The following is an 18,592-nucleotide window of genomic DNA, read 5'->3' as shown; positions in this document are numbered from 1 at the left end:
CCCCGATAAGTTAAGCGATAAAGCCGCGAATTTCCGGGCCGGATTTTGGGGCGTTGCGGGCAGCAACTATCTTTAGTGCCTGTTCATAGTGGCATGGCACAGCGAACCGCGCGAGCCATTCACCAGGACTGGATGTAACCTAAACTAACCCTTTGTTGGCCGTTATGAAGAACCGGATGCTGCTCACGTTGCTGATGCTTGTACCCGCTTATCAGGGCATTTCACAAAAAATCATCGAGGTCGAAGGCATAGGTGGCGCAGCCTGGCCCGGCAAGTACAGCGCAAGCACAGGCGTCCCCCATTTCAAATATGCCCGCCTATATTTCGGTGCCGGATTCAATTATCAGATCCTGAAACATTCCTTTCTCACCTCCGGGCTATACTACCACCAAACCAGTGGCGACGTTCCTCTTCAGCTCAAGACCTTGAGCATACCCTTCCAATGGTCGCAGCGCTATGGAAAGAAGGTGCAGGTGCAATTGGGTTTGGGCATGTACACCGCCATGCTGGTATACCATTATGATGGCTCTAAATATCGATACATTCAGGGCGGCGATCCGCTACTGGTCACAGAAAAAAACACAACGATAACAACTGATCTTGGCGTTGCCGGCAGTGCTTCGGTCTACATACCCCTCACCAAGACCGTGGCCATCAAAGCCGGGATCAATAAAAACTGGGGCTTAAAAAAGGTCCAAGCCAACGGCGACACCACAGCAACCACCCAGCGAACCACGGCGATGTTTTTGGGGCTTAGCGTTAAATTGAGGTGAGGCTTGTTCAAACTTGCCTTCGCTCGGTTAACTCGATCTTTCGACCATCCAGATCCTGAACAATCGCCCCGTAACCCCACTCGCTGACCGACGGTTCAGACACGATCGCGACGCCCCGCGATTTGAGATCCGCGATCAGCACATCCAATCGTTCGACCATGAATCCTAAACGGGTTGTATTATCGGGCGTAGTCGTATTTTTTGGCAAGGGATATATTTCAAGTGTTGGACGATGAGCAACGCTCGCATAATGATTTGGGCCATTGCCGTGTTTGTGATAATCAAATTGTATTCCCAGCGCTGTGTAGAACTCAGCTTGTCCTTGCAGGTTGTCAGTTTTGATAACAATTAAGTTAAGTGACGTCATGTTTTGTGATATTTTCCAAAGCTAAAAAGAATGCGCTACCGGAGGGGGCAAATGATTTGGAACTTGGAACGGAGTGTCGACCGCCAAGACTTTCGTCGTAATTTTCTTATCATTGTGGTTCCGAATAGAGACTGTAACCGCTGTTGTATGATGATCAGCCATCAAATGCCCAAATTCACCGTTTTGGTGATTGCCTTGTTATGTTTTGCCACCCCTTCATGGGCTCAAAAACAAGCCAATATCTTTTCCCTTTCAAACTACGAGCTTGACTTTGCCACGGGTGCGCCTGTGCTGAAAAGCGGCTTAGGATTGATCTCTACCCTGAGCAAGGGCATGATTTGTGATGAAAATGGTGCATTGCTTTTTTATACCGATGGCTTTTCTGTGTGGAACAAAAATCACCAGCTCATGCCCAACGGCACCGACCTGTTGCCTGCCACATCGGTCACCAAGCTTCAAAAATCCATCGTTGTCCCCAAGCCTGGCAGTGCCACCATCTATTATATTTTTACTACCGATCCCTATAACGGGCAGACCACTTCCGGATTGTATTATAGCGTAGTCGATATAAGCCTGGCCGGCGGCCTCGGCGATGTGGTGACGAAGGGTGTAAGGCTGATCGTGAAAACGAACGACGAACTGAGCGCCGTGCTTCATGAAAATGGCAAAGACATTTGGGTGATGACCCACCAACACAATTCAGACTTGTTCTACGCCCTGTTAGTTACCGACGCAGGACCTTCGGCCTCCGTGTTCCAGCAGCACATCGGGCCAACCATTGGGCTGTCGCTCGGGCAAATGAAGTTTTCTCCCGATGGTAAGAAGCTTGCCCTGACCTACCCAATCGACAACCGGCAGGACATGATGATCGCGGACTTTGATGCGGCGACAGGCGTTCTGACAAACCAGATGCTATTTTCGTTGCAAGACATCAGTGGCGGCATGATCGGGCCTGAATTTTCCAGCGATGGCACCCGGGTTTACGTAGAGGGCCCGTACACGGTGTACCAATACGACGTTTCCCTGCCCACCTACGACGATATTCAAAATTCGCGGACCGCAGTGAAAACCGGCACGATCTACAATGTGATGTACTCGCTTCAACTCGGGCTCGACGGACGGATCTACGCCACCAAAGGCGGAGGCGGCAGCACAGCCGACTACCTGGCCGTGATCGATAACCCCAATGCTCCAGCCAATGACGTGTTGTTCAAAGAGAAAGGCCTATACCTCAATGGCGCGAGCTGTTTTGCAGTCTTCATGCCGAGTTTGATTCAGAGTTATCTTTACAAAACGAGTTTCGTAGCGGAAGGCCACTGCCAAAACGCGCCGATAACCTTTCATATCACCAACCTGCACCAGGTCGAATCGGCCGAGTGGTCGTTTGGCAATGGCGTCACCTCCGATGCATTGCAGCCACCGCCGATCACCTATACGAAGGAGGGAACCTATACTGTCAAGCTCACCGTGTACTACAAGGGAAAGTCAACCACCATCTCACAAGACATCACCGTCAAGGCGCAAACACCGTTTGACCTCGGCACAGACCGAATGGTGTGCCCCGACTACAAACTGGTAGCCGACGATGGCTTCGCGGCCTATCAATGGAGCACCACGGAAACCAGTAAAAGCATCGAGATAAAGATCAGTGGAAAGTACAAATTGACGGCTACAAACCCCGACGGCTGCATTTCCAAAGACTCCGTTCAAATCAACGTGGCATCCCTTCCTGCCATCAACCTGGCCGACACCATTCCCCTTGCCGGCGGATCGGCGCTGTTGGATCCCGGCACATTCACCCATCAGGTATGGAGCACCGGTGAATCTACGCCAACCATTACCGTGACACATGCCGGGTGGTATTCAGTACTGGTAGGAAATGATTTCGGGTGCCAGGCGACGAAAAGTGTTTACGTCGATGATGGTGTGCGACTATCCGATACAAACTCACCCTGGACATGGCTCAATCCACTCCCCACAGGAGCGACTGGTCTTGACATTCAGTTCGCAAACGAAAAGGTCGGATTTATCACGAATAGTAGCGGTTTGCTCCGCACGACCGACGCAGGTGAAACATGGGAAATTTATTCTAAAAAAGTGAAGGGCAGACGGATGGTATTCAAAAACCTGATCGGCTATGTGGTGGGCGATGGGGGACAGATCTACAAATCGACGCACCTTGGCGTCGGCTGGAATGCGTTGAAGATAAATACCACCGAAAATCTCAACAGCATTACCGTTGTAAGCGATGACACCCTACGCGTAACCAGCGACAAGACGCTGTTTGCCTCGAATGACGGCGGCAAAACTTGGGTGAGCCACCCCGTGCCTACCAATGCCAATGAATACTATACCGTGACGGTGAAAGACGCTTTCTTTACCAGCGGCAAAGTAGGTCATGTGGCCTGTAACAATGGCACCATCAAAAAAACAAAGGACGGCGGTGTTACCTGGTATGCAACGCTTACTTCGAATACGATCCCCTCGGACTTTTTCCGGATCAAGTTCGCAGACGATAACGTGGGGTACGCAACGCGCGAGCACAGCTACGTCTTCAAGACAACCAATGCAGGCGAAACGTGGACCCAGCTGACCGCCTCGCTCGACGCCGCCTACGCCCTGCAATTTATCAGCCCGACGGTCGGTTTCATTGGGGGCGACGATGGCGCCATGCACAAGACGACCGATGGCGGCGCTACCTGGCAATGGATTGGAGATAGCGGCCGGATCTATGCCTACGATATCTACGGCATTTTCTTCCTCGACCTCGACCGTGGGTTTGCAACAGGCATGCGCGGACGCATACTGAAGACCGTCGACGGCGGAAAAAGCTGGACACCCTATGCATTAACCTATAACGACATAACGCAGATCGACTTCACCAGCGACCAAACCGGCTACGCCATCGCCGGCGGCCAGCTGATCAAAACCGTCAACAAAAAAGATTGGCAGCGCATAAACTCGCCGATAAGCGGACAACGAACGGCCCGTTTTAACTTTCTGAACGACAACCTGGGTTTTGCTTCCGCGGGCTATTACGCCAACCGCGTCATGAAAACCACCGACGGCGGCAATTCCTGGACACAGGTTTATTACAATACCTACCTGTCCAGCGATTTGTCGACCGTGAAATTTACGGATGAGAACACAGGGTTTATAAGCTGGGGGGGCACCATAACCCAGAAGACCACCGACGGAGGCGCCACCTGGAGAACAGTGGCCTCCGTGGGCCTGCTCGATTTGCAATTTTTAAATGCCAACGTGGGATACGCACGCTCCACGGCCTACTACGCTTTAGTGTCGATATACAAAACCATAGACGGAGGGGAGACCTGGACGATCTCAAAGCAACAGGACGATAACATTAACGCCCTTCATTTTGTGGACGAGCTTACGGGCTACTATGTGGGTGAACAAAACACCGTATACAAAACAGCGAACGGCGGCACGACCTGGCAAAAACTGAATACTGCCTATGGCGACTATGTTGACGTTTATTTTATATCGAAAGACTATGGCTACATTTTGGATGATTATGGCATCCTGCAAGTGACAAAAGATGGCGGCGCCACCTGGACCAACATTCCCGTTCCCAGTAGCTACTCACAATCGATTGAAGTGCAAGGGACAGACATTTATATCGCCGGCGCGTACGGCACGATCCTCACGTCGACCATAAGCTACAATGATGCACTAAGCCTCGACGGCGTGTCGGTAACAGACGTGACGTTGTCCGGAGCAACGATACATTCAAAAATACGGTCTTACATGTCATTGCCACAGACCACCGTTACGCTACAGATTGGCCGCGCGGCGAGCCTCTACGACCACACCTATAGCTTGGGACAGTATGCCGGTGTATTGAATCAATCCCTTGTCTATAACCTGCAGGACCTCGATCCAGATACGCGCTACTACTGCCGCATCACCGTGAGTGACGGCACGCGATCGATCTCCACACCGGAAACGTCGTTTAAGACGTCAACGGTAACGGCCGTGGAGGAGACTGTGCAGGATCTGGTATCGCTCTATCCCAACCCTGCATCGGCAACGGTCACCGTCAATGTTAGTGGTGCATCTACGCCCTTTACGTATCAGGTATGTAGCGTGGTGGGACAACCGCTGCTCCAGGGCACGGCCACAGGCAAGGCGCTGATAGATGTGTCCTCACTCAAACCGGGATTGTACATGGTAATCGTTGGTCACGGCGGCGAAAAAACGGTCACACGAATAGTGAAGCGATAAATGCGTCGATTTCGGGAATAGCCGATCTCTCGTTCAATAGATGGCTTCCCAGACCGCGCTAGTAAGTATGATCATTGATCTGCCCAATCACAGCGTCCAGTTTCGTCACGGTCGCCTTCAACATTTCGATGATCTCCTGCGATTGGATGCCGATCGCACTTTCATGGCTCATCAGTTGAACAAGGCCGAGGATCGTGGCGACAGGCCCCCGCAATTCGTGGCTGTTCTTAAAGGAAATGATTTCCATCTTGCTTAGCTCCTCGGCGAGACGTTGTCGCAACTCAACGAGTTCGGTAATATCAACTGCCGTATTCAGAAGCGTTTTTGCTTTTTGGTTTGCATCAATTTCCAGGACAGACAACCGCACGATCGCGTGAAGATAATCGCCACCCTTTTTTCGGATCCTGATCCTGCATTCTTTGAAAAGTGCCAACGGGTTTTCGACCAAAGCAGCGTACGTCTTCAACTGCGTTATTCTGTCTTCGGGATGGATTATTTTTTCAAACAGATCATGACTTAGCGCCATGTATTCCTCCTGCGTGTACCCGATGTGATCCTTTACCCAACTGCTGGTGCAGATCAATTCCCGGGTAGAAATATCGATAATGTTGATGCTGATCGGGGCCACCTTCAGCAGCTTTTCCAGCGCAAGATCCTTTTTAAACTCCATGACCGGGTGCGGATAACAATCCAAAAATGATTTAAACTAAGATAACGGAAAAAAACCAGGATTGCAGGCGCCGGGAGAAGCGGAGGGATGATGGCATGAATAAGGGAATAGATTTTGGAGGTGATGGCCGGGAAACGCGAATTCCCATCACGCGTTTGATTTCATCATACACACCATCTCCTCATCCGATTTGTACCACTCCACACACGGTGCCCCTGTGGCCACACGCTTGTCTTTCATCAACCCATCGAACACATCTTTGATCGAATCAGTCTTGCTCATCCAGTCGCGAACCGTAACCGCAAGATATTCCCCCTTTTCAATATTCAGATTCGTTTCGCACGAATAGAGCTTCGCCTCACCCGAAAATTTCTCCGCCGCCATCGTGTAATAGATCACCACCCCGGCCTCCATCCAACTCACCCCGTAGTAGGGACGCTCCAGCCCTTCAGGAAGCATCGCGATCAGGGCATCGAAACTTTCTTTGATCCCAACCGGAAAGGTGTGAACTCTATTGCCAAACAAGTGAAGGTCTTTCGGAAGAACAATTTTTTGCATAACCATACGATTTTAGTTTTTACAAACCTAGCGACGTACCCTAAATGAGAACCGGTGTGATCGCGCCAATAGAGCGGGTTGAACGCGACAATAAAATTATCCAAGAAGAATCAGCTTATCGTTTGAAATCAGCAACGGTTTTTTTTCGTGGGTGACGGTTCTCCTGACGTGCATCGGCCAGGGATAGGAACGGAAAGCCCGAAGTGCGGTGGCTTGTGCGCAGCCGGACTTGTAGTGGATAGCCCGCCCTGAGGCTTCCGAAGGGGGCCGCCAAGTGCAGTATTAAATTTAACGCCCGCAGGAATGCATCCGCAAAAAATGAAACGTCAAGGGCTCGTCATTCCCGCAAAGAATATGGAATGCGCATACGCAAAATCGCAGGACAGGCCATGGAAAAATAACCTAACTAAAAATGCGCATCGTTGCGCACTTCCTGAACGTGGAATACGTTTTTAAAACAGACGTTATCTGCAGTTGTTATTTGATAAAATTATGTAGCTCGTTCGGGCTGTTCACGACTTGATCTTTGAGTTTTGAGCGGGAGTTGATTTTTGCGTGCATCTGAATTATTAAAACTTAAAAAATTATCGGTCATGGAAAGGAAAAAATTTTACTTTTTCGCCAAATTTTCCGGTGATAAAGGCGGTGGCCAACCGGAGGTATCCGAATCCAAGGAAGTATTCGCAACGGCTTCAGCGCAACCGCATGTGTTGCGGGAGAAAATGAAAGAAAAACAATTAACCCATGGTGAAACCATAACGGCAAGCATGTCGCCCGTTCGGCTGGAAGCCGCGTATGGCAAAATGGTGTTATATTTTTGTCCCCTGCAAACCCTCGAAGTTCTGGGAACCATAACACCGGGAGATGGAGGTGATATTCCAGACGACGTTGTCCTTGAGAAGCTTACCGTTCCATCGGAGCATAAACCAGGATTGTATACGTTAAAAAATGTGCAATTGAGTTCGAACGGTTCCATTCAGGTAATCGCAAATGCGGAAACAACCTGGGAAGCGTATAGCTAAGGCTTCTTTCTTTTAAAGCGATTTATTTTTAAAATGTTGTCTGTACTGCTAACCCTTCTCCTTTTCGACCTTTGTTGCTGCGTCAACGAGGCGGAAAGGAGAAAAGGTTGAATCTGGTTCTCATCAGGAACGACAAGTTCTTAATGCCAAGCCCGCCCTGTGTTCTTAGTTTCAACCGCCTCACCGCAACTCACCTGTAAGAATAAATGACTTTTGCCTTAAGGCAAGCCTCAGAAAAGCCTTGCCTGGAAGTCCGACGTACAAGGCTTGTACGTGGGGCGTACACTGCCTGTACGTGTGACGTACAAGTCCTGTACGTCGGCCGGATTCAGTAAGGGAAATTGAATTTTCCCGGTAGGGCTTTTTGATTTTTTCCGGGCGGATTTCTTTCCTGAAACAAGCCGGGGAATTTTAAAATAGCGCACAAAAAAAAGCCAATCCGGGCCCGGACTGGCTTGCGAGAAGGCGCAGTGAAGGTGTGTTTACTTAACCGTCACATCGTCGATGAGGAAGCCTTCGCGAAGGTCCTTCGTGTTTTTGAGCACGCTGCGCACAGAGATGGAATAGGTGCCTGCGGTGAGCGTTGCGGGTATCACAAAGATGACTTCGGAAGGCATGTTGCTTACGATGGTTTCGGCTTTGATGGTCGTGCCGTTGGAGCCCGTGAAGAAAACGCCTTGTGTGGCTTCAGCGCTGTTGAACTTCAGGTTTGTTCCCATGATTTGACCAACGCCACCGGGAGTCAGCACATCACTTTCGGTGGCCGAAGTAATGTCTTTGAACGATTGCAAAACCGGCATCGGTTTGACGGTCGCTACCTTTTCTACTTTCATTTTGTTTACCGCCTCTTTCATGCGTAAGCCGGGTTTGATGCGCACCTTCAACTCGTGACGCGACGGGTTGAAGACATCGTTGGCGTTGGTGAACACACCCACGATGGAAACCGATGCATTGAACAAAGGGGTCACCACATTGTAGCCGTCGCGTACCACTTGTACCATGGCCAATGTAAGTTCCTCAAAAACCGAAAGCGCTTCCGCCTTGGTTACCGTAGAGCCGCGGCTGATCATCATGTCAACCACTTGTTCCATCGTTTTGGTGCCGATGGGCTGCACTCCTGCCACGTGATCGTCCGGATCCGGTGTCAGGTTGTTTTCAACTAATGAATAACGAATCATATTGTTTATTTATGCCAGGGCATTGCCAAAAGGAGTGCCAGCATAAACAGGCCAACCCAGGCTGGAATCAAAGGGCAGGAGGAGGGTAGCCGACGAAATATCGTTGGGCCGACGATATTTCGTCGGTAACGGGGGCTGGCTATATGGAGCGTGTTCCAAAAACCTAGAGTCGAGCGCGCCTGATGTAAAGTCAGTGTAAGATTTTTGCGTAAACAGCAAGAATCAATATTGCTGCCAGGCCATATCTTTGTTTTTAGAATGTCCTTAACCTAGCGCATCCTAATGACCGAGTCAACAAAAAAGAAGATCTACTTCGCCGCCTTTTTATCCATCACCATTTACCTCGTCTATGCGCATTTTCAAGCAAAGACCACGTTCAACGACAAACTGGAAGGCTATCAGAAAATGATCCAAGGCAAGGGGGCCAAGACCGCACTAATACTGTCGGAGAAATACGCCGTGATGACCACGAAATCAAAAATGACGGAAACCAAAAGCATGGCGACCATCATTCCCTATACGTTTACGGTCGATGGCAAATCTTACAAAGGAACGATCGGCGCACTCGGCAAATCCGCCGAGGAATTGATCACCGACTCGGTTTACTACCTTCCTGAAAACCCGGAGATAAATTCAGCACAGCCCGCCGCAGACTACGAACACATCAGCCATCAGGGTATGTGGAATTGGAGATTGTACCTCTCCATCATCACCGGGTTGATCACCATCGGCAGTATCATGAAGGACAAGGAGAAACCGGATGCCGCATCCAAACCCAGCCATAAATAGCCATCCCAAATCCAACAACACACTTCGTAGAAAGAAGAAGCGAGGCAAACACCAGTTAGGTCCGAAGAAACTATATCGAAAATCTTACAAGCAAACTTCATCGACACACCTTGCCGGTTCATCGGCACACCGTGTTGGTGAAGACGCACAAACGGTTTAAGATAGTGGAAATTACACCACGGGATTTAGTTCCCAGGCCCAGGCAGTGTTTCTCCTCCATACATTACGTCGTTCGCGCACACGACAGCAAAGTTTTTTTTGCAAACGAGCATCCAAATCCAGACATTCAGCGTTGTATAGCCATTGTTACTGAGTTGGAGCCCCAGTGGACAGTGTCTTAAATTCTCAAATTGCTTATGAATTGGCTTAGAAACGCCTTGAATCGCATTTTTCCTCCCAAACCCAGTCTCGTCCCACAACCGGTGCGTGTACGCGCCTAGAGCAGTCACCTATTTTGTGACGGTTCAAATCAATCACCAAAAATGACAGGACGGATGACGCAGTTGGAGCAGAGCGACGTGAGTGTGTGGCAGGACATGTTTACATCCATCATTGAAGATGCAGATGCAAACATCCTATTGATCGATGAAGAGTTCAAGGTGATCAGCCTGAATTCAGGTTTCTATTGGATCTTCTTCGAAACCTATGGCATCGAACTCAAAAAAGGAAGTTCGCTGCTGAACGCCATGGAACCCAAAAATGCACGACTCACCCACGAGTGGAAGGAGCGCTGCATGATCGCCCTCAGCGGCACGCCCATCAAAGTAGAAGACGTCTTCGAGATCGACGGCCGCAACTACTACTGGGAGATCCATTTCAAATCCAGCGCACGCCCCGATGGCTCGCAAGTCATTTCGGTTTTCAGTCGCGACATCACGGTTCGCAAAGCCTACCAACGCAAAATTATCGGCAACGAAGCCAATCTCCGCTCGATCCTCAACACCATCGAAGACAGCATTTGGCTGATCAACGCCGACTACGAGCTGATCGATTTTAATAAAGAGTTCTATAGAAAATATAAAATGGCCTTCGGCGTTAAGTTGCTGAAAGGCGCCAACATTCTGACCTTGCTGCCCGACACGATGCCGGACCTCCGCGAAACGTGGAGGCTACGCTACGAGAGCGGGTTGAAGGGAAGACCGGGAAAATACTACGACACCTACCCGGTAGACGACAAGGAATGGAGGACCTACGAAATTAAAACATACCCGATCGTGGAGAATGGAGAAGTAACAGGCCTGACGGTATTTGCCCGGGACATCACGAACCAAACGCGTGCCGAGGACCTCTTGAAAAAACAGAATGAGGAACTGATCAAGATCAATTCCGAACTCGACCGCTTTGTCTACAGCGCCTCGCACGACCTGCGCGCACCGCTCATGTCGGTGAAGGGCCTGCTGAACATGATCAAGCGCGACCCCGACAAAGCCAACACCGAGCAATACCTCGCCCTCATCGAGCGCAGCGTGAACAAGCTCGATCATTTCATCTCCGACATCATCCACTACTCGCGCAACTCGCGCATGGAGATCATGCCCAAGCGCATCGACTTCCACGAACTCCTGGAAGAGTCCATCGAATCCCTGAAATTCATGGAAGGCGCCGAGCAAGTGCAAAGCATCAAAAACATCCAGGTGATGGCCCCGTTCTATTCCGACTACAGCCGCCTCCTGATGGTCTTCAACAACATCATCGCCAACGCCGTCCGCTACCGCAACACCGGCCGCGGCAACTCTTTCCTAAAGATCGACATCATCGCCAACGAAGAAACCGCGCTCATCCGCTTCACCGACAACGGAGTGGGTATTGCTGAAGAATACGTCGATAAGATCTTTAAGATGTTTTTCCGCGCCAATGCCGATAGCAAGGGTTCAGGATTGGGCCTGTACATTGTGAAAGGGGCGCTGGAAAAATTGGACGGGACGATACAGGTGCAGTCGCGGTTAGGGGAGGGGACGGAATTTACGATCGAGATCCCGAATGTCAGGGGACCGGAGTTAGGAGCCAGAATCCAGGAGCCAGGAGCCAGAATTTAGTAGTCAGTAGCCAGTAGTTTCCTGTCCAATAGCTGAGGCGAGTCATTTTACTTGACGGGTAAAATAGGTGGGCACCCCACCATTCCACACCCAGGCCTCACACCCACACCTCCTCCAGCATGTTCCACCAGGGCCTAAGCCTATCTTTGGCCTGGCAGGGGCATGTGCGGATAGGGTTAAGCCCTGGTGGAACATGCGGGGCCCCCGCGGCCCCTGAGCGGTGCTATGAAATGCCCAAAAACGCGCCCGCCAGGACGCACTATCCCGCCAAACGCTCAGACCGAAGTTTGCGCACGCAAGCAACCAAGACGCTGCAGAACGTCAATTCTGAAAAACTTCATTTACCGGCTTTTGAAATGTTTGCAAATCTGATCAATTTGGCCATCGAAACATCGATGAGGCTATTTGGGAAATTTAGTTTCTAACAATGGGCTACGAAATTCACATTACAAGAAAAGAAGATCAGTCCGATGACGAATCAAACGAAATCAAGTTGACCGAATGGATTGACTATGTTAAGCGTGATGAAGAGATGCGATTAGAGCGCTACGCAGCAGCTAAGACCGGCAACGAAGAGGAAGTAAGCTATGAAAACGATGGACTTGCAGTCTGGACTTCTTACTCTAAAAGCGGACGGAAGGGTAATTACGCATGGTTCGACTTTAGAAATGGTGAAGTAACCGTTAAGAACCCGGATCAAGAAATAATAAATAAAATGATCGACATCGCCGGATATTTAAAAGCCAAAGTTCAAGGCGACGATGGAGAAACTTACGATAACAAGGAGATAATACAAGAGAAAAAACCTTGGTGGAAAGTATGGAACTAAATTAATTGCCCCACACTGCTCACTGCTAACCCTTCCGAAACCCGCCACTGCGTATATGCTATTTGGAAAACCCAAACCGACCGTTACCCCCGAAGACAAAACTTGGATCGAAGAAGCATTTCTCTGGTTTGAAGAACAGTATACACGAGACCATCTCAAGCATCTGAGGATGATTGTGCCGACAAAAGAATTTTTCCCAATTGACTTTAAAGGAACAGAAAAGAACGCAGAGGATCTGACAAAAATAATCTGCGACTATATGAGCATAAAAGATGTTCAAATTGACTTGCACTATTTCAACGACAAGCCCCTCGAGCTGGCCGAAGGGATTGTGACAACCCAGGGTGTAACCGGATTTAGACAGAGAAGTAAAAATGCGCTTGGAACCTATTCTGAAGAAGGACACAGAAAGTACTCCATCGGAATTGAATTGGATGTTTTAAAAAATCCCACGAACCTGATTGCGACCCTTTCACACGAACTATCCCACCTGCTTCTTCTTGGAGAAGGAAGACTTGAAGAAAATGACGAAGAATTAACCGACTTAAACTGTATCGCTTTAGGATTTGGAGTTTTTACATGCAATTCCATCTTCACATTCGATCAGTGGCAAGGAGCTTCACATCACGGTTGGCAGACGCAGAAACGCGGATACATTCCAGAGGAAGTGGCAACCTATGCCTTGGCCCTGTTGACCAGGTATCAGGACAAGACCGATAACGACTGGATTAACTTCTTAAATCCGTCTCCAAAAAAAATGTTCCAGAAGAATATGAAGTATCTGTCGACAACGACGGACGAGGTAAGATTTAAATAAAATATCGCGGGGGCACTTCGTAACAACCAATGTGTAAAATAATGTTTTGGGATTCATTTTTTAGAACGAGCATGGCAAGAAAGATAATTGTACTATTAGCATTTCTATTAACGACAAGTTGCACAAACAAAACCGGAGACAATATGGGATTTTTCTCAAAACTATTTGGCAAAAAAGAAACACCGAAGGAATTCACAGAAGAAGAATGGAATACCTACTACGACGACAAGCAAAAAGGACTCGAAAACGTCCTGGGTAAAATGCACGACATGGTCGGACATGCCATCATTCCTTTTGAAGTAGGCGGAACGCTTGACATGTATTACTTCATAAACGGAATACCCGGGACAGGTTTTGCGACCATGGAGTTAATTAAACCCGACGGTTCCGGACCAATTCCAAACAAACTGGGAACCTACGAGCTGGTCTCCTTCACAAAGGAAGCCTATGACTCCAGTAGCGCCGACACCCCCTTCAACAGAATCCAGGGGCGACTGAATGGCATCCTAACCGCCATCGCCAACTACGCATCCCAAGCCAAACTACAGCCCAAGGAAACCGCGGAACTGCCGGGAGAAGAAGGGCAACCAAATTATTGCCTGCTATTTGATGACTACAAACCCAACGAACAAGAATTTAAGATCGGCGACCGTACACACGGCCTGTTACTCGTCATGGAGATCTTTAAAGACGAGATGGACTTTGCCATGGAGAACGGAAGCGCCAAGCTAATAGAGAAGCTAAAAGCGAAGGGGCATTATCCTTATAGTGATCTGAATAGAGCGTCGGTGCTGAAATAGAGGCGAGCGTATGCCAGATAAATTTTCTACGACGGTCACCATAAATTCCGAACCCGCAGAAGTATGGTCGGCTTTGATAGACCCAGACCGAATGACAAAGTGGATGGGGGAGGCTGACATGGGGATAGAAGTGCATACAGATTGGAAAATCGAAGCGCCGATTCTTATCCGGGGATTCCATCACGTAAAATTTGAGAATAAAGGCAGGGTTCTGAAATACGAAAAGGAGAGAAGACTGAGTTATAGCCACCTGAGTTCCGTTTCTCGACTTCCCGATAAGCAAGAAAACTACTCAATTCTTGAATTCATTTTAACGCCCATTGGGAATCACACCACATTGGCTTTAAGCATAGAAAACTTTCCGACCGAGACCATTCAAAAACACCTGGAATTTTATTGGAAAACGACAATGCTAGCGATAAAAGAAAATGTGGAAAGTCGATAGAAAGGCAACCCGCAACGTGTGCAATGAATCGCGAAGATGGCGTAAGTACAATGCAAAAGGAAATTGAAAGACAAATCGAGGAGATTTCAAGCTCAGCAATGGAGTTCAGGAACTCCATGGATAGGATAATTTTCGAACGACTGAAGGCCTTTTTTAAGTCAAAAGACAAAGAGATTTCAAGGGCTTCTGAATTGAAAGAGTTACTTGGAAAGCCATGTGTGCCTGGCGAATGGTATGAACTTGAAGATATCGGATTGAGAATTCCCGAACTCAAAAGGCACAAGGCATTCCATTATGTGATGGCCGCCTACGTTTTGCTGGTGATTGTTATGTGGATTGTCGTCTTCTTGACTACATTAGAAACGGTTTTTATATTTTTAGGGTTACCAGTGGGTGTACTGGTAGGCACAGCGTTCACGTTAACGATGAGTCCGATCATCGGAATCACGGCAATCTTTAAAAGGCGCTTTTTGCCCGTACATAGCATCGATGAACTCGTTGACGGAATAATTACTGAGAACTGGACAGACCTTTTAACGAACGATAAAAGGCTTTTTAAAGACATTCTGCGACAAGAATTAACGAAGGGAAAAATGTTAGGTTGATAAGGGAATTTGAAGGCAAATAAGTGATATTATAGTTGATGTTGATTTGTAAAGCTAAAAATATGGGAAATGCTTTTGTTCTTAATGGGAATTGATTTCTCCGGTATCTTGCTAGTATTATTTCTCCTGATCATTTTCGGAGTATTGATCTTTCGTATTTCGCGAGGAATTTTCCGGAAGACGTTAAAAGGAGCGTCCGAGAAGAAGATCAAAGTGCTATCTCGAGTCTGTGCATTTTGTCTTGCTCCGCTGCTCCTCATCGGTATTTTAGCTGTAGTCACAATGTTTCTGTTGAACTGACTCATCGAATCAGTTGATCAAGATGATGAGAGGTCGCGGTAAAAACAGTGACTATAAAACACAACGATAACGTAAATGAAATCAAAATTGAATTTGCTCTCGATTATCCTGCTGACAGCCTCACTATTTGGTTTTGCAGCCGAAAATGAAATCGGACAATGCTATATTTCATTTAAATCGCCAACCAATCTGACCCCTCTTGATCCTGATAGACTTCCTGAAACTTCTGAAAAAGTACGAGCGTTAAAAACAGATCATGGAGAAGTTGAAGTTACCAGAATTGACGGTTATAGGATTTTGTACAATAACGGGAAGAGCGCTCCATTTGTAAATTTGAAAGTAGAACTCTCAGAAGAAAAGTCTTACCAGAAGGATCGACAAAATTTAATTGACAACTTAAAATATGTAAACTCACAATCGACAGGTATGGAAACGAAAGACCTGATCGAACTCGAATTTAATGGTTACAAAGTTTATGGACTCAGCAGGGGATCAATCGAAACCGGTAGCACATTGGGGATATTCGTTATGTTTCCAGGAAACGATGTAACCGTTTATTTTTACTTTAACAACATGAAGCCCGAATACCGGAATTTTGAAAGTGTGAACGACTATAAAAAACAACGCGACCAATTTATAGAAGAATACACAAAATACTTGACAACGTGCAAGGATGAATAAGCTGGTGCTGCCAAGAGGCTGATTTGTCGCACGATTGGGGCGAGGCGGTATAATAAATAACTAACTAAATATGAAAGGCTTACAAGTTATTATTTTTCTTACAACCGCGCTTGGGCTACTAACGGGTTGCAACGTAAAGGATAAATTGGAAAAGATGGACAAAGCAAAGGCAGACTCTGAATTCATAATGAATAACCTGACTAAGCCCGACATCACCGACAGATTCCCAGAGAAATATTTCCCCAAACAACAAGTCAAACCCTTTATCGACACGTTGACCAAACACTGCGACTTCGGAAACAAGAGAGGGAAATTTGTTGATTTCTTCACCATGTCAATCAACGGGGCCAGCAAGACAGCCTACATTTATGAGTACATTCTCAACTGCGACAGTTTGCGATTTATATACATCTACGATTTCGACACCAAGGAGCCGGAGCTACAGAATTTCAAAATCGAAGGGATTGAGATCGAAAATAAAATGATAATCGACCCGAGTAAGCAACTGCTGAATTCGGGTACGGAATAATAAAGGAGCATTTTATTTAATTCTCTATGACAAGATTTCAAAAAATGCTCGGGTATATTTTTCCGCCTTACAAATTTAAGGTTCAAAGACAAGAGTGGACCCTATTGCTCGACGCATTGATCAATAATTTGCCGGATGATCATCAAGGGCTAAAAGAACAGAGACAAAAGACAAACCTGTTGGGTTTGGCTGATTGGGTTTTGTTTCCCGGATTCAAATTTATTACGACTGGCTATCCCGGAACCTCACTGGATGACTTTAAGAAAAGAGGCAAGAACTTTAAAATCTCCGGACAAAGGATCTTTTCAAGAACACTGAATGACTACACGGCTGTGGAGTTCATAATCCATGATAACTTTTTAGCCGGACTAAGAATAGAAAATTCAAACTACGAAGTCGAGGAGTTTGATCTAAAAAGGATTCAAAGTCAAAATATAGAACAAACCACTATTGAGTTCCAACCCTCAGAAGTAGACCTGTTTTACGCTGCGTTAGATGACAACGTTAAAAGTAAATTGAACCCAGACGACCTATTCGACATCGACTTCAACCACCAGACTTTCTTCGCGTTCTACGATTTAGAAGATGGAAATTATCTAGCGGCAGACAAGAAATTAAACATCTACTCATTAGTCCATGACGCACGACCAATGGTTAAAAAGCTAAAATACTCTCTTGAGGACATCCTCGTCGACATTGAGACAAAGAAATTTGATAAGGATAAACATTTGGAGGAAAGATTTAAAGGCCGCGAGTAACGATATAAATGATACAATACCCAAATCACCCACCATTCCGCACCCCAAACCCACACCTCTTCCAGCATGTTTCACCAGGGCCTAAGCCTATCTTTGGCCTGGCAATGGCCTGCGCGGATAGAGTTAAGCCCTGGTGAAACATGCGGGGCCCCCGCGGCCCCTGAGCGGGGCTATGAAATACAATAGAGCGTGTTCAAAAAAAACATCCTATCTCACAAACCGTTCACCCCCAGAATAGCATATCAAATGCAATCCAATGACCGGCCTCACCAATCAAACAACTGAACTCAAAAAAAACTAACTATCCTTTCGGCCGCGAACTCCGAATCTTCTGCCCCGGATACTTCTTAGGCTTATACAATTTGTGATTTCCCTTCAAATTCTTAGCCCTCTCCACATCCCCTTTCTCAAAATCAAGATACCGCGAGATGCCAAATGTCAGCTGCGCAAACATATCCCGCCGGCTCCCCGGCAAATCATATAAGGTAGAGTTGCTATTGAGCTTCGCGATATAGGCATCACTCCGCGGATCAAACAACCCATAATTCACCCGAAAGTCAAACGAGACACGCCAATGATCCGACACATCCCAATCGGAACGAAAACCCGCAGCAACAAAAACCTGCATCGGCCGGTAATCTTGTTTTGAATTGATCACATAGTTGTCGACCGCCGGCACCTTCACGCCATCATACTGCACTTCATAGTCCGGGGGCAGGATAGGGTAGACGTCGGGTGAGAAAGTAAGTTTAGTAGCGTTGTGCGATACCACATCTTTTCCATCCAGCAGGTACGCCGCACTGATCGACGCCACCGCGCTGAACTTGAAGAAAGACAAATTGAGCATGTGCACTTTGATCGTTGCAGGGATGTTCAGGTACTTTACGTTGATCTTGCGCAGGCCATCCTGCCCGCCAACCGTGTTGACGACATAAAAATTTTGCCCAACATTGATCAGCCCTGGACTGATCATAAAGCCAAACCGTTCATAGTCCATCCCGAAATTGACACCGATGGGAGCGAACTTCAACTCGTAACGGCCTTTGTAGCGCGGATCTTTGTTGATACCCTCGTCGTTGGTAAAAGAAACGGACGTGCCAGTGAAAACACCCAGGGACATGGAATATTGTTGCGCCCACACGGACATGCTGCTGAAAACCAATAGAGTAACGATACAAACCTTGCTCATT

General features: G+C 47.6%; 18 protein-coding genes. 13 read left to right on the top strand and 5 right to left on the bottom strand.

Annotated features, from left to right (window positions below; translation table 11 throughout):
- The first annotated feature begins 164 nt into the window (after positions 1–164).
- Complete coding sequence (locus D4L85_RS27380; protein WP_119757298.1) at positions 165–773, top strand: hypothetical protein; 609 nt, start codon at positions 165–167, stop codon at positions 771–773.
- 7 nt (positions 774–780) lie between these two features.
- Here D4L85_RS27380 and D4L85_RS27375 read toward each other — a convergent pair whose 3' ends face one another.
- On the bottom strand, positions 781–1,140 hold the full coding sequence (locus tag D4L85_RS27375) for a VOC family protein (RefSeq protein ID WP_119757297.1): 360 nt from the start codon (positions 1,138–1,140) through the stop codon (positions 781–783).
- Positions 1,141–1,287: 147 nt separating this feature from the next.
- Here D4L85_RS27375 and D4L85_RS27370 point away from each other — a divergent pair, with 147 nt between their 5' ends.
- Positions 1,288–5,385 (top strand): YCF48-related protein, encoded by a 4,098-nt coding sequence (locus tag D4L85_RS27370; protein WP_160144034.1) that lies wholly within the window; start codon positions 1,288–1,290, stop codon positions 5,383–5,385.
- Positions 5,386–5,443: 58 nt separating this feature from the next.
- Here the strand turns inward: D4L85_RS27370 and D4L85_RS27365 are convergent, their stop codons facing one another.
- Both D4L85_RS27365 and D4L85_RS27360 read right to left on the bottom strand, forming a co-directional pair.
- Positions 5,444–6,055, bottom strand: a complete 612-nt coding sequence (locus D4L85_RS27365) for a PAS domain-containing protein (RefSeq protein ID WP_119757295.1) — start codon at positions 6,053–6,055, stop codon at positions 5,444–5,446.
- 147 nt (positions 6,056–6,202) lie between these two features.
- Positions 6,203–6,613: a hypothetical protein gene (locus tag D4L85_RS27360; RefSeq protein WP_119757294.1), complete on the bottom strand. Its 411-nt coding sequence runs from the start codon at positions 6,611–6,613 to the stop codon at positions 6,203–6,205.
- 593 nt (positions 6,614–7,206) lie between these two features.
- Between D4L85_RS27360 and D4L85_RS27355 the strand changes: the two genes are divergently transcribed.
- Positions 7,207–7,635, top strand: a complete 429-nt coding sequence (locus D4L85_RS27355) for a hypothetical protein (RefSeq protein WP_119757293.1) — start codon at positions 7,207–7,209, stop codon at positions 7,633–7,635.
- A 482-nt stretch (positions 7,636–8,117) separates the two neighbouring features.
- On the opposite strand, the gene D4L85_RS27350 is transcribed toward D4L85_RS27355, so the two are convergent.
- Complete coding sequence (locus D4L85_RS27350; protein ID WP_119757292.1) at positions 8,118–8,813, bottom strand: DNA-binding domain-containing protein; 696 nt, start codon at positions 8,811–8,813, stop codon at positions 8,118–8,120.
- A gap of 282 nt (positions 8,814–9,095) precedes the next feature.
- On the opposite strand from D4L85_RS27350, the gene D4L85_RS27345 reads away from it, so the two are divergent.
- The 10 genes from D4L85_RS27345 to D4L85_RS27285 all read left to right on the top strand — a co-directional run bounded on the left by D4L85_RS27345 (position 9,096) and on the right by D4L85_RS27285 (position 17,402).
- Complete coding sequence (locus D4L85_RS27345; RefSeq protein ID WP_119757291.1) at positions 9,096–9,602, top strand: hypothetical protein; 507 nt, start codon at positions 9,096–9,098, stop codon at positions 9,600–9,602.
- Positions 9,603–10,084: 482 nt separating this feature from the next.
- Positions 10,085–11,638, top strand: a complete 1,554-nt coding sequence (locus D4L85_RS27335; protein ID WP_119757289.1) for a sensor histidine kinase — start codon at positions 10,085–10,087, stop codon at positions 11,636–11,638.
- A 427-nt stretch (positions 11,639–12,065) separates the two neighbouring features.
- Positions 12,066–12,467 carry a hypothetical protein gene (locus D4L85_RS27325; protein ID WP_119757287.1) on the top strand — a complete coding sequence of 134 codons (402 nt, stop codon included), beginning with the start codon at positions 12,066–12,068 and terminating at the stop codon, positions 12,465–12,467.
- 55 nt (positions 12,468–12,522) lie between these two features.
- Positions 12,523–13,284 (top strand): hypothetical protein, encoded by a 762-nt coding sequence (locus D4L85_RS27320; protein ID WP_119757286.1) that lies wholly within the window; start codon positions 12,523–12,525, stop codon positions 13,282–13,284.
- A 143-nt stretch (positions 13,285–13,427) separates the two neighbouring features.
- A complete protein-coding gene (locus D4L85_RS27315) occupies positions 13,428–14,084 on the top strand; it encodes a suppressor of fused domain protein (protein ID WP_119757285.1) in 657 nt (218 codons plus the stop codon).
- Positions 14,085–14,094: 10 nt separating this feature from the next.
- Positions 14,095–14,529, top strand: a complete 435-nt coding sequence (locus D4L85_RS27310) for an SRPBCC family protein (RefSeq protein WP_119757284.1) — start codon at positions 14,095–14,097, stop codon at positions 14,527–14,529.
- 23 nt (positions 14,530–14,552) lie between these two features.
- Positions 14,553–15,134, top strand: a complete 582-nt coding sequence (locus D4L85_RS27305) for a hypothetical protein (RefSeq protein ID WP_160144033.1) — start codon at positions 14,553–14,555, stop codon at positions 15,132–15,134.
- 375 nt (positions 15,135–15,509) lie between these two features.
- The gene (locus tag D4L85_RS34540) at positions 15,510–16,115 is read left to right on the top strand and encodes a hypothetical protein (RefSeq protein ID WP_160144032.1); all 606 of its coding nucleotides are present in this window, start codon (positions 15,510–15,512) and stop codon (positions 16,113–16,115) included.
- A gap of 70 nt (positions 16,116–16,185) precedes the next feature.
- Positions 16,186–16,644, top strand: a complete 459-nt coding sequence (locus D4L85_RS27290; protein ID WP_119757280.1) for a hypothetical protein — start codon at positions 16,186–16,188, stop codon at positions 16,642–16,644.
- Between the two features lie 26 nt (positions 16,645–16,670).
- Positions 16,671–17,402, top strand: a complete 732-nt coding sequence (locus tag D4L85_RS27285; protein WP_119757279.1) for a hypothetical protein — start codon at positions 16,671–16,673, stop codon at positions 17,400–17,402.
- A gap of 301 nt (positions 17,403–17,703) precedes the next feature.
- Here the strand turns inward: D4L85_RS27285 and D4L85_RS27280 are convergent, their stop codons facing one another.
- Positions 17,704–18,591, bottom strand: coding sequence for an outer membrane beta-barrel protein (locus D4L85_RS27280; RefSeq protein WP_160144031.1), 888 nt, complete (start codon positions 18,589–18,591; stop codon positions 17,704–17,706).
- Position 18,592: the final 1 nt, after the last annotated feature.

This window comes from Chryseolinea soli (assembly GCF_003589925.1).
Taxonomy (GTDB): domain Bacteria; phylum Bacteroidota; class Bacteroidia; order Cytophagales; family Cyclobacteriaceae; genus Chryseolinea; species Chryseolinea soli.
The sequence above is the reverse complement of the archived record's forward strand: the minus strand, read 5'-3'. Positions and strand labels throughout refer to the sequence as shown.

Excerpts from the sequence above, each read along its gene's own strand:
- D4L85_RS27310 (WP_119757284.1), top strand. The coding sequence starts at position 14,095 with ATGCCAGATAAATTTTCTACGACGGTCACCATAAATTCCGAACCCGCA.
- D4L85_RS27365 (WP_119757295.1), bottom strand. The coding sequence starts at position 6,055 with ATGGAGTTTAAAAAGGATCTTGCGCTGGAAAAGCTGCTGAAGGTGGCC.
- D4L85_RS27280 (WP_160144031.1), bottom strand. The coding sequence starts at position 18,591 with ATGAGCAAGGTTTGTATCGTTACTCTATTGGTTTTCAGCAGCATGTCC.
- D4L85_RS34540 (WP_160144032.1), top strand. The coding sequence starts at position 15,510 with ATGAAATCAAAATTGAATTTGCTCTCGATTATCCTGCTGACAGCCTCA.
- D4L85_RS27375 (WP_119757297.1), bottom strand. The coding sequence starts at position 1,140 with ATGACGTCACTTAACTTAATTGTTATCAAAACTGACAACCTGCAAGGA.
- D4L85_RS27380 (WP_119757298.1), top strand. The coding sequence starts at position 165 with ATGAAGAACCGGATGCTGCTCACGTTGCTGATGCTTGTACCCGCTTAT.
- D4L85_RS27355 (WP_119757293.1), top strand. The coding sequence starts at position 7,207 with ATGGAAAGGAAAAAATTTTACTTTTTCGCCAAATTTTCCGGTGATAAA.
- D4L85_RS27285 (WP_119757279.1), top strand. The coding sequence starts at position 16,671 with ATGACAAGATTTCAAAAAATGCTCGGGTATATTTTTCCGCCTTACAAA.
- D4L85_RS27325 (WP_119757287.1), top strand. The coding sequence starts at position 12,066 with ATGGGCTACGAAATTCACATTACAAGAAAAGAAGATCAGTCCGATGAC.
- D4L85_RS27315 (WP_119757285.1), top strand. The coding sequence starts at position 13,428 with ATGGGATTTTTCTCAAAACTATTTGGCAAAAAAGAAACACCGAAGGAA.
- D4L85_RS27360 (WP_119757294.1), bottom strand. The coding sequence starts at position 6,613 with ATGCAAAAAATTGTTCTTCCGAAAGACCTTCACTTGTTTGGCAATAGA.
- D4L85_RS27290 (WP_119757280.1), top strand. The coding sequence starts at position 16,186 with ATGAAAGGCTTACAAGTTATTATTTTTCTTACAACCGCGCTTGGGCTA.
- D4L85_RS27370 (WP_160144034.1), top strand. The coding sequence starts at position 1,288 with ATGATGATCAGCCATCAAATGCCCAAATTCACCGTTTTGGTGATTGCC.
- D4L85_RS27345 (WP_119757291.1), top strand. The coding sequence starts at position 9,096 with ATGACCGAGTCAACAAAAAAGAAGATCTACTTCGCCGCCTTTTTATCC.
- D4L85_RS27335 (WP_119757289.1), top strand. The coding sequence starts at position 10,085 with ATGACAGGACGGATGACGCAGTTGGAGCAGAGCGACGTGAGTGTGTGG.
- D4L85_RS27305 (WP_160144033.1), top strand. The coding sequence starts at position 14,553 with ATGAATCGCGAAGATGGCGTAAGTACAATGCAAAAGGAAATTGAAAGA.
- D4L85_RS27320 (WP_119757286.1), top strand. The coding sequence starts at position 12,523 with ATGCTATTTGGAAAACCCAAACCGACCGTTACCCCCGAAGACAAAACT.
- D4L85_RS27350 (WP_119757292.1), bottom strand. The coding sequence starts at position 8,813 with ATGATTCGTTATTCATTAGTTGAAAACAACCTGACACCGGATCCGGAC.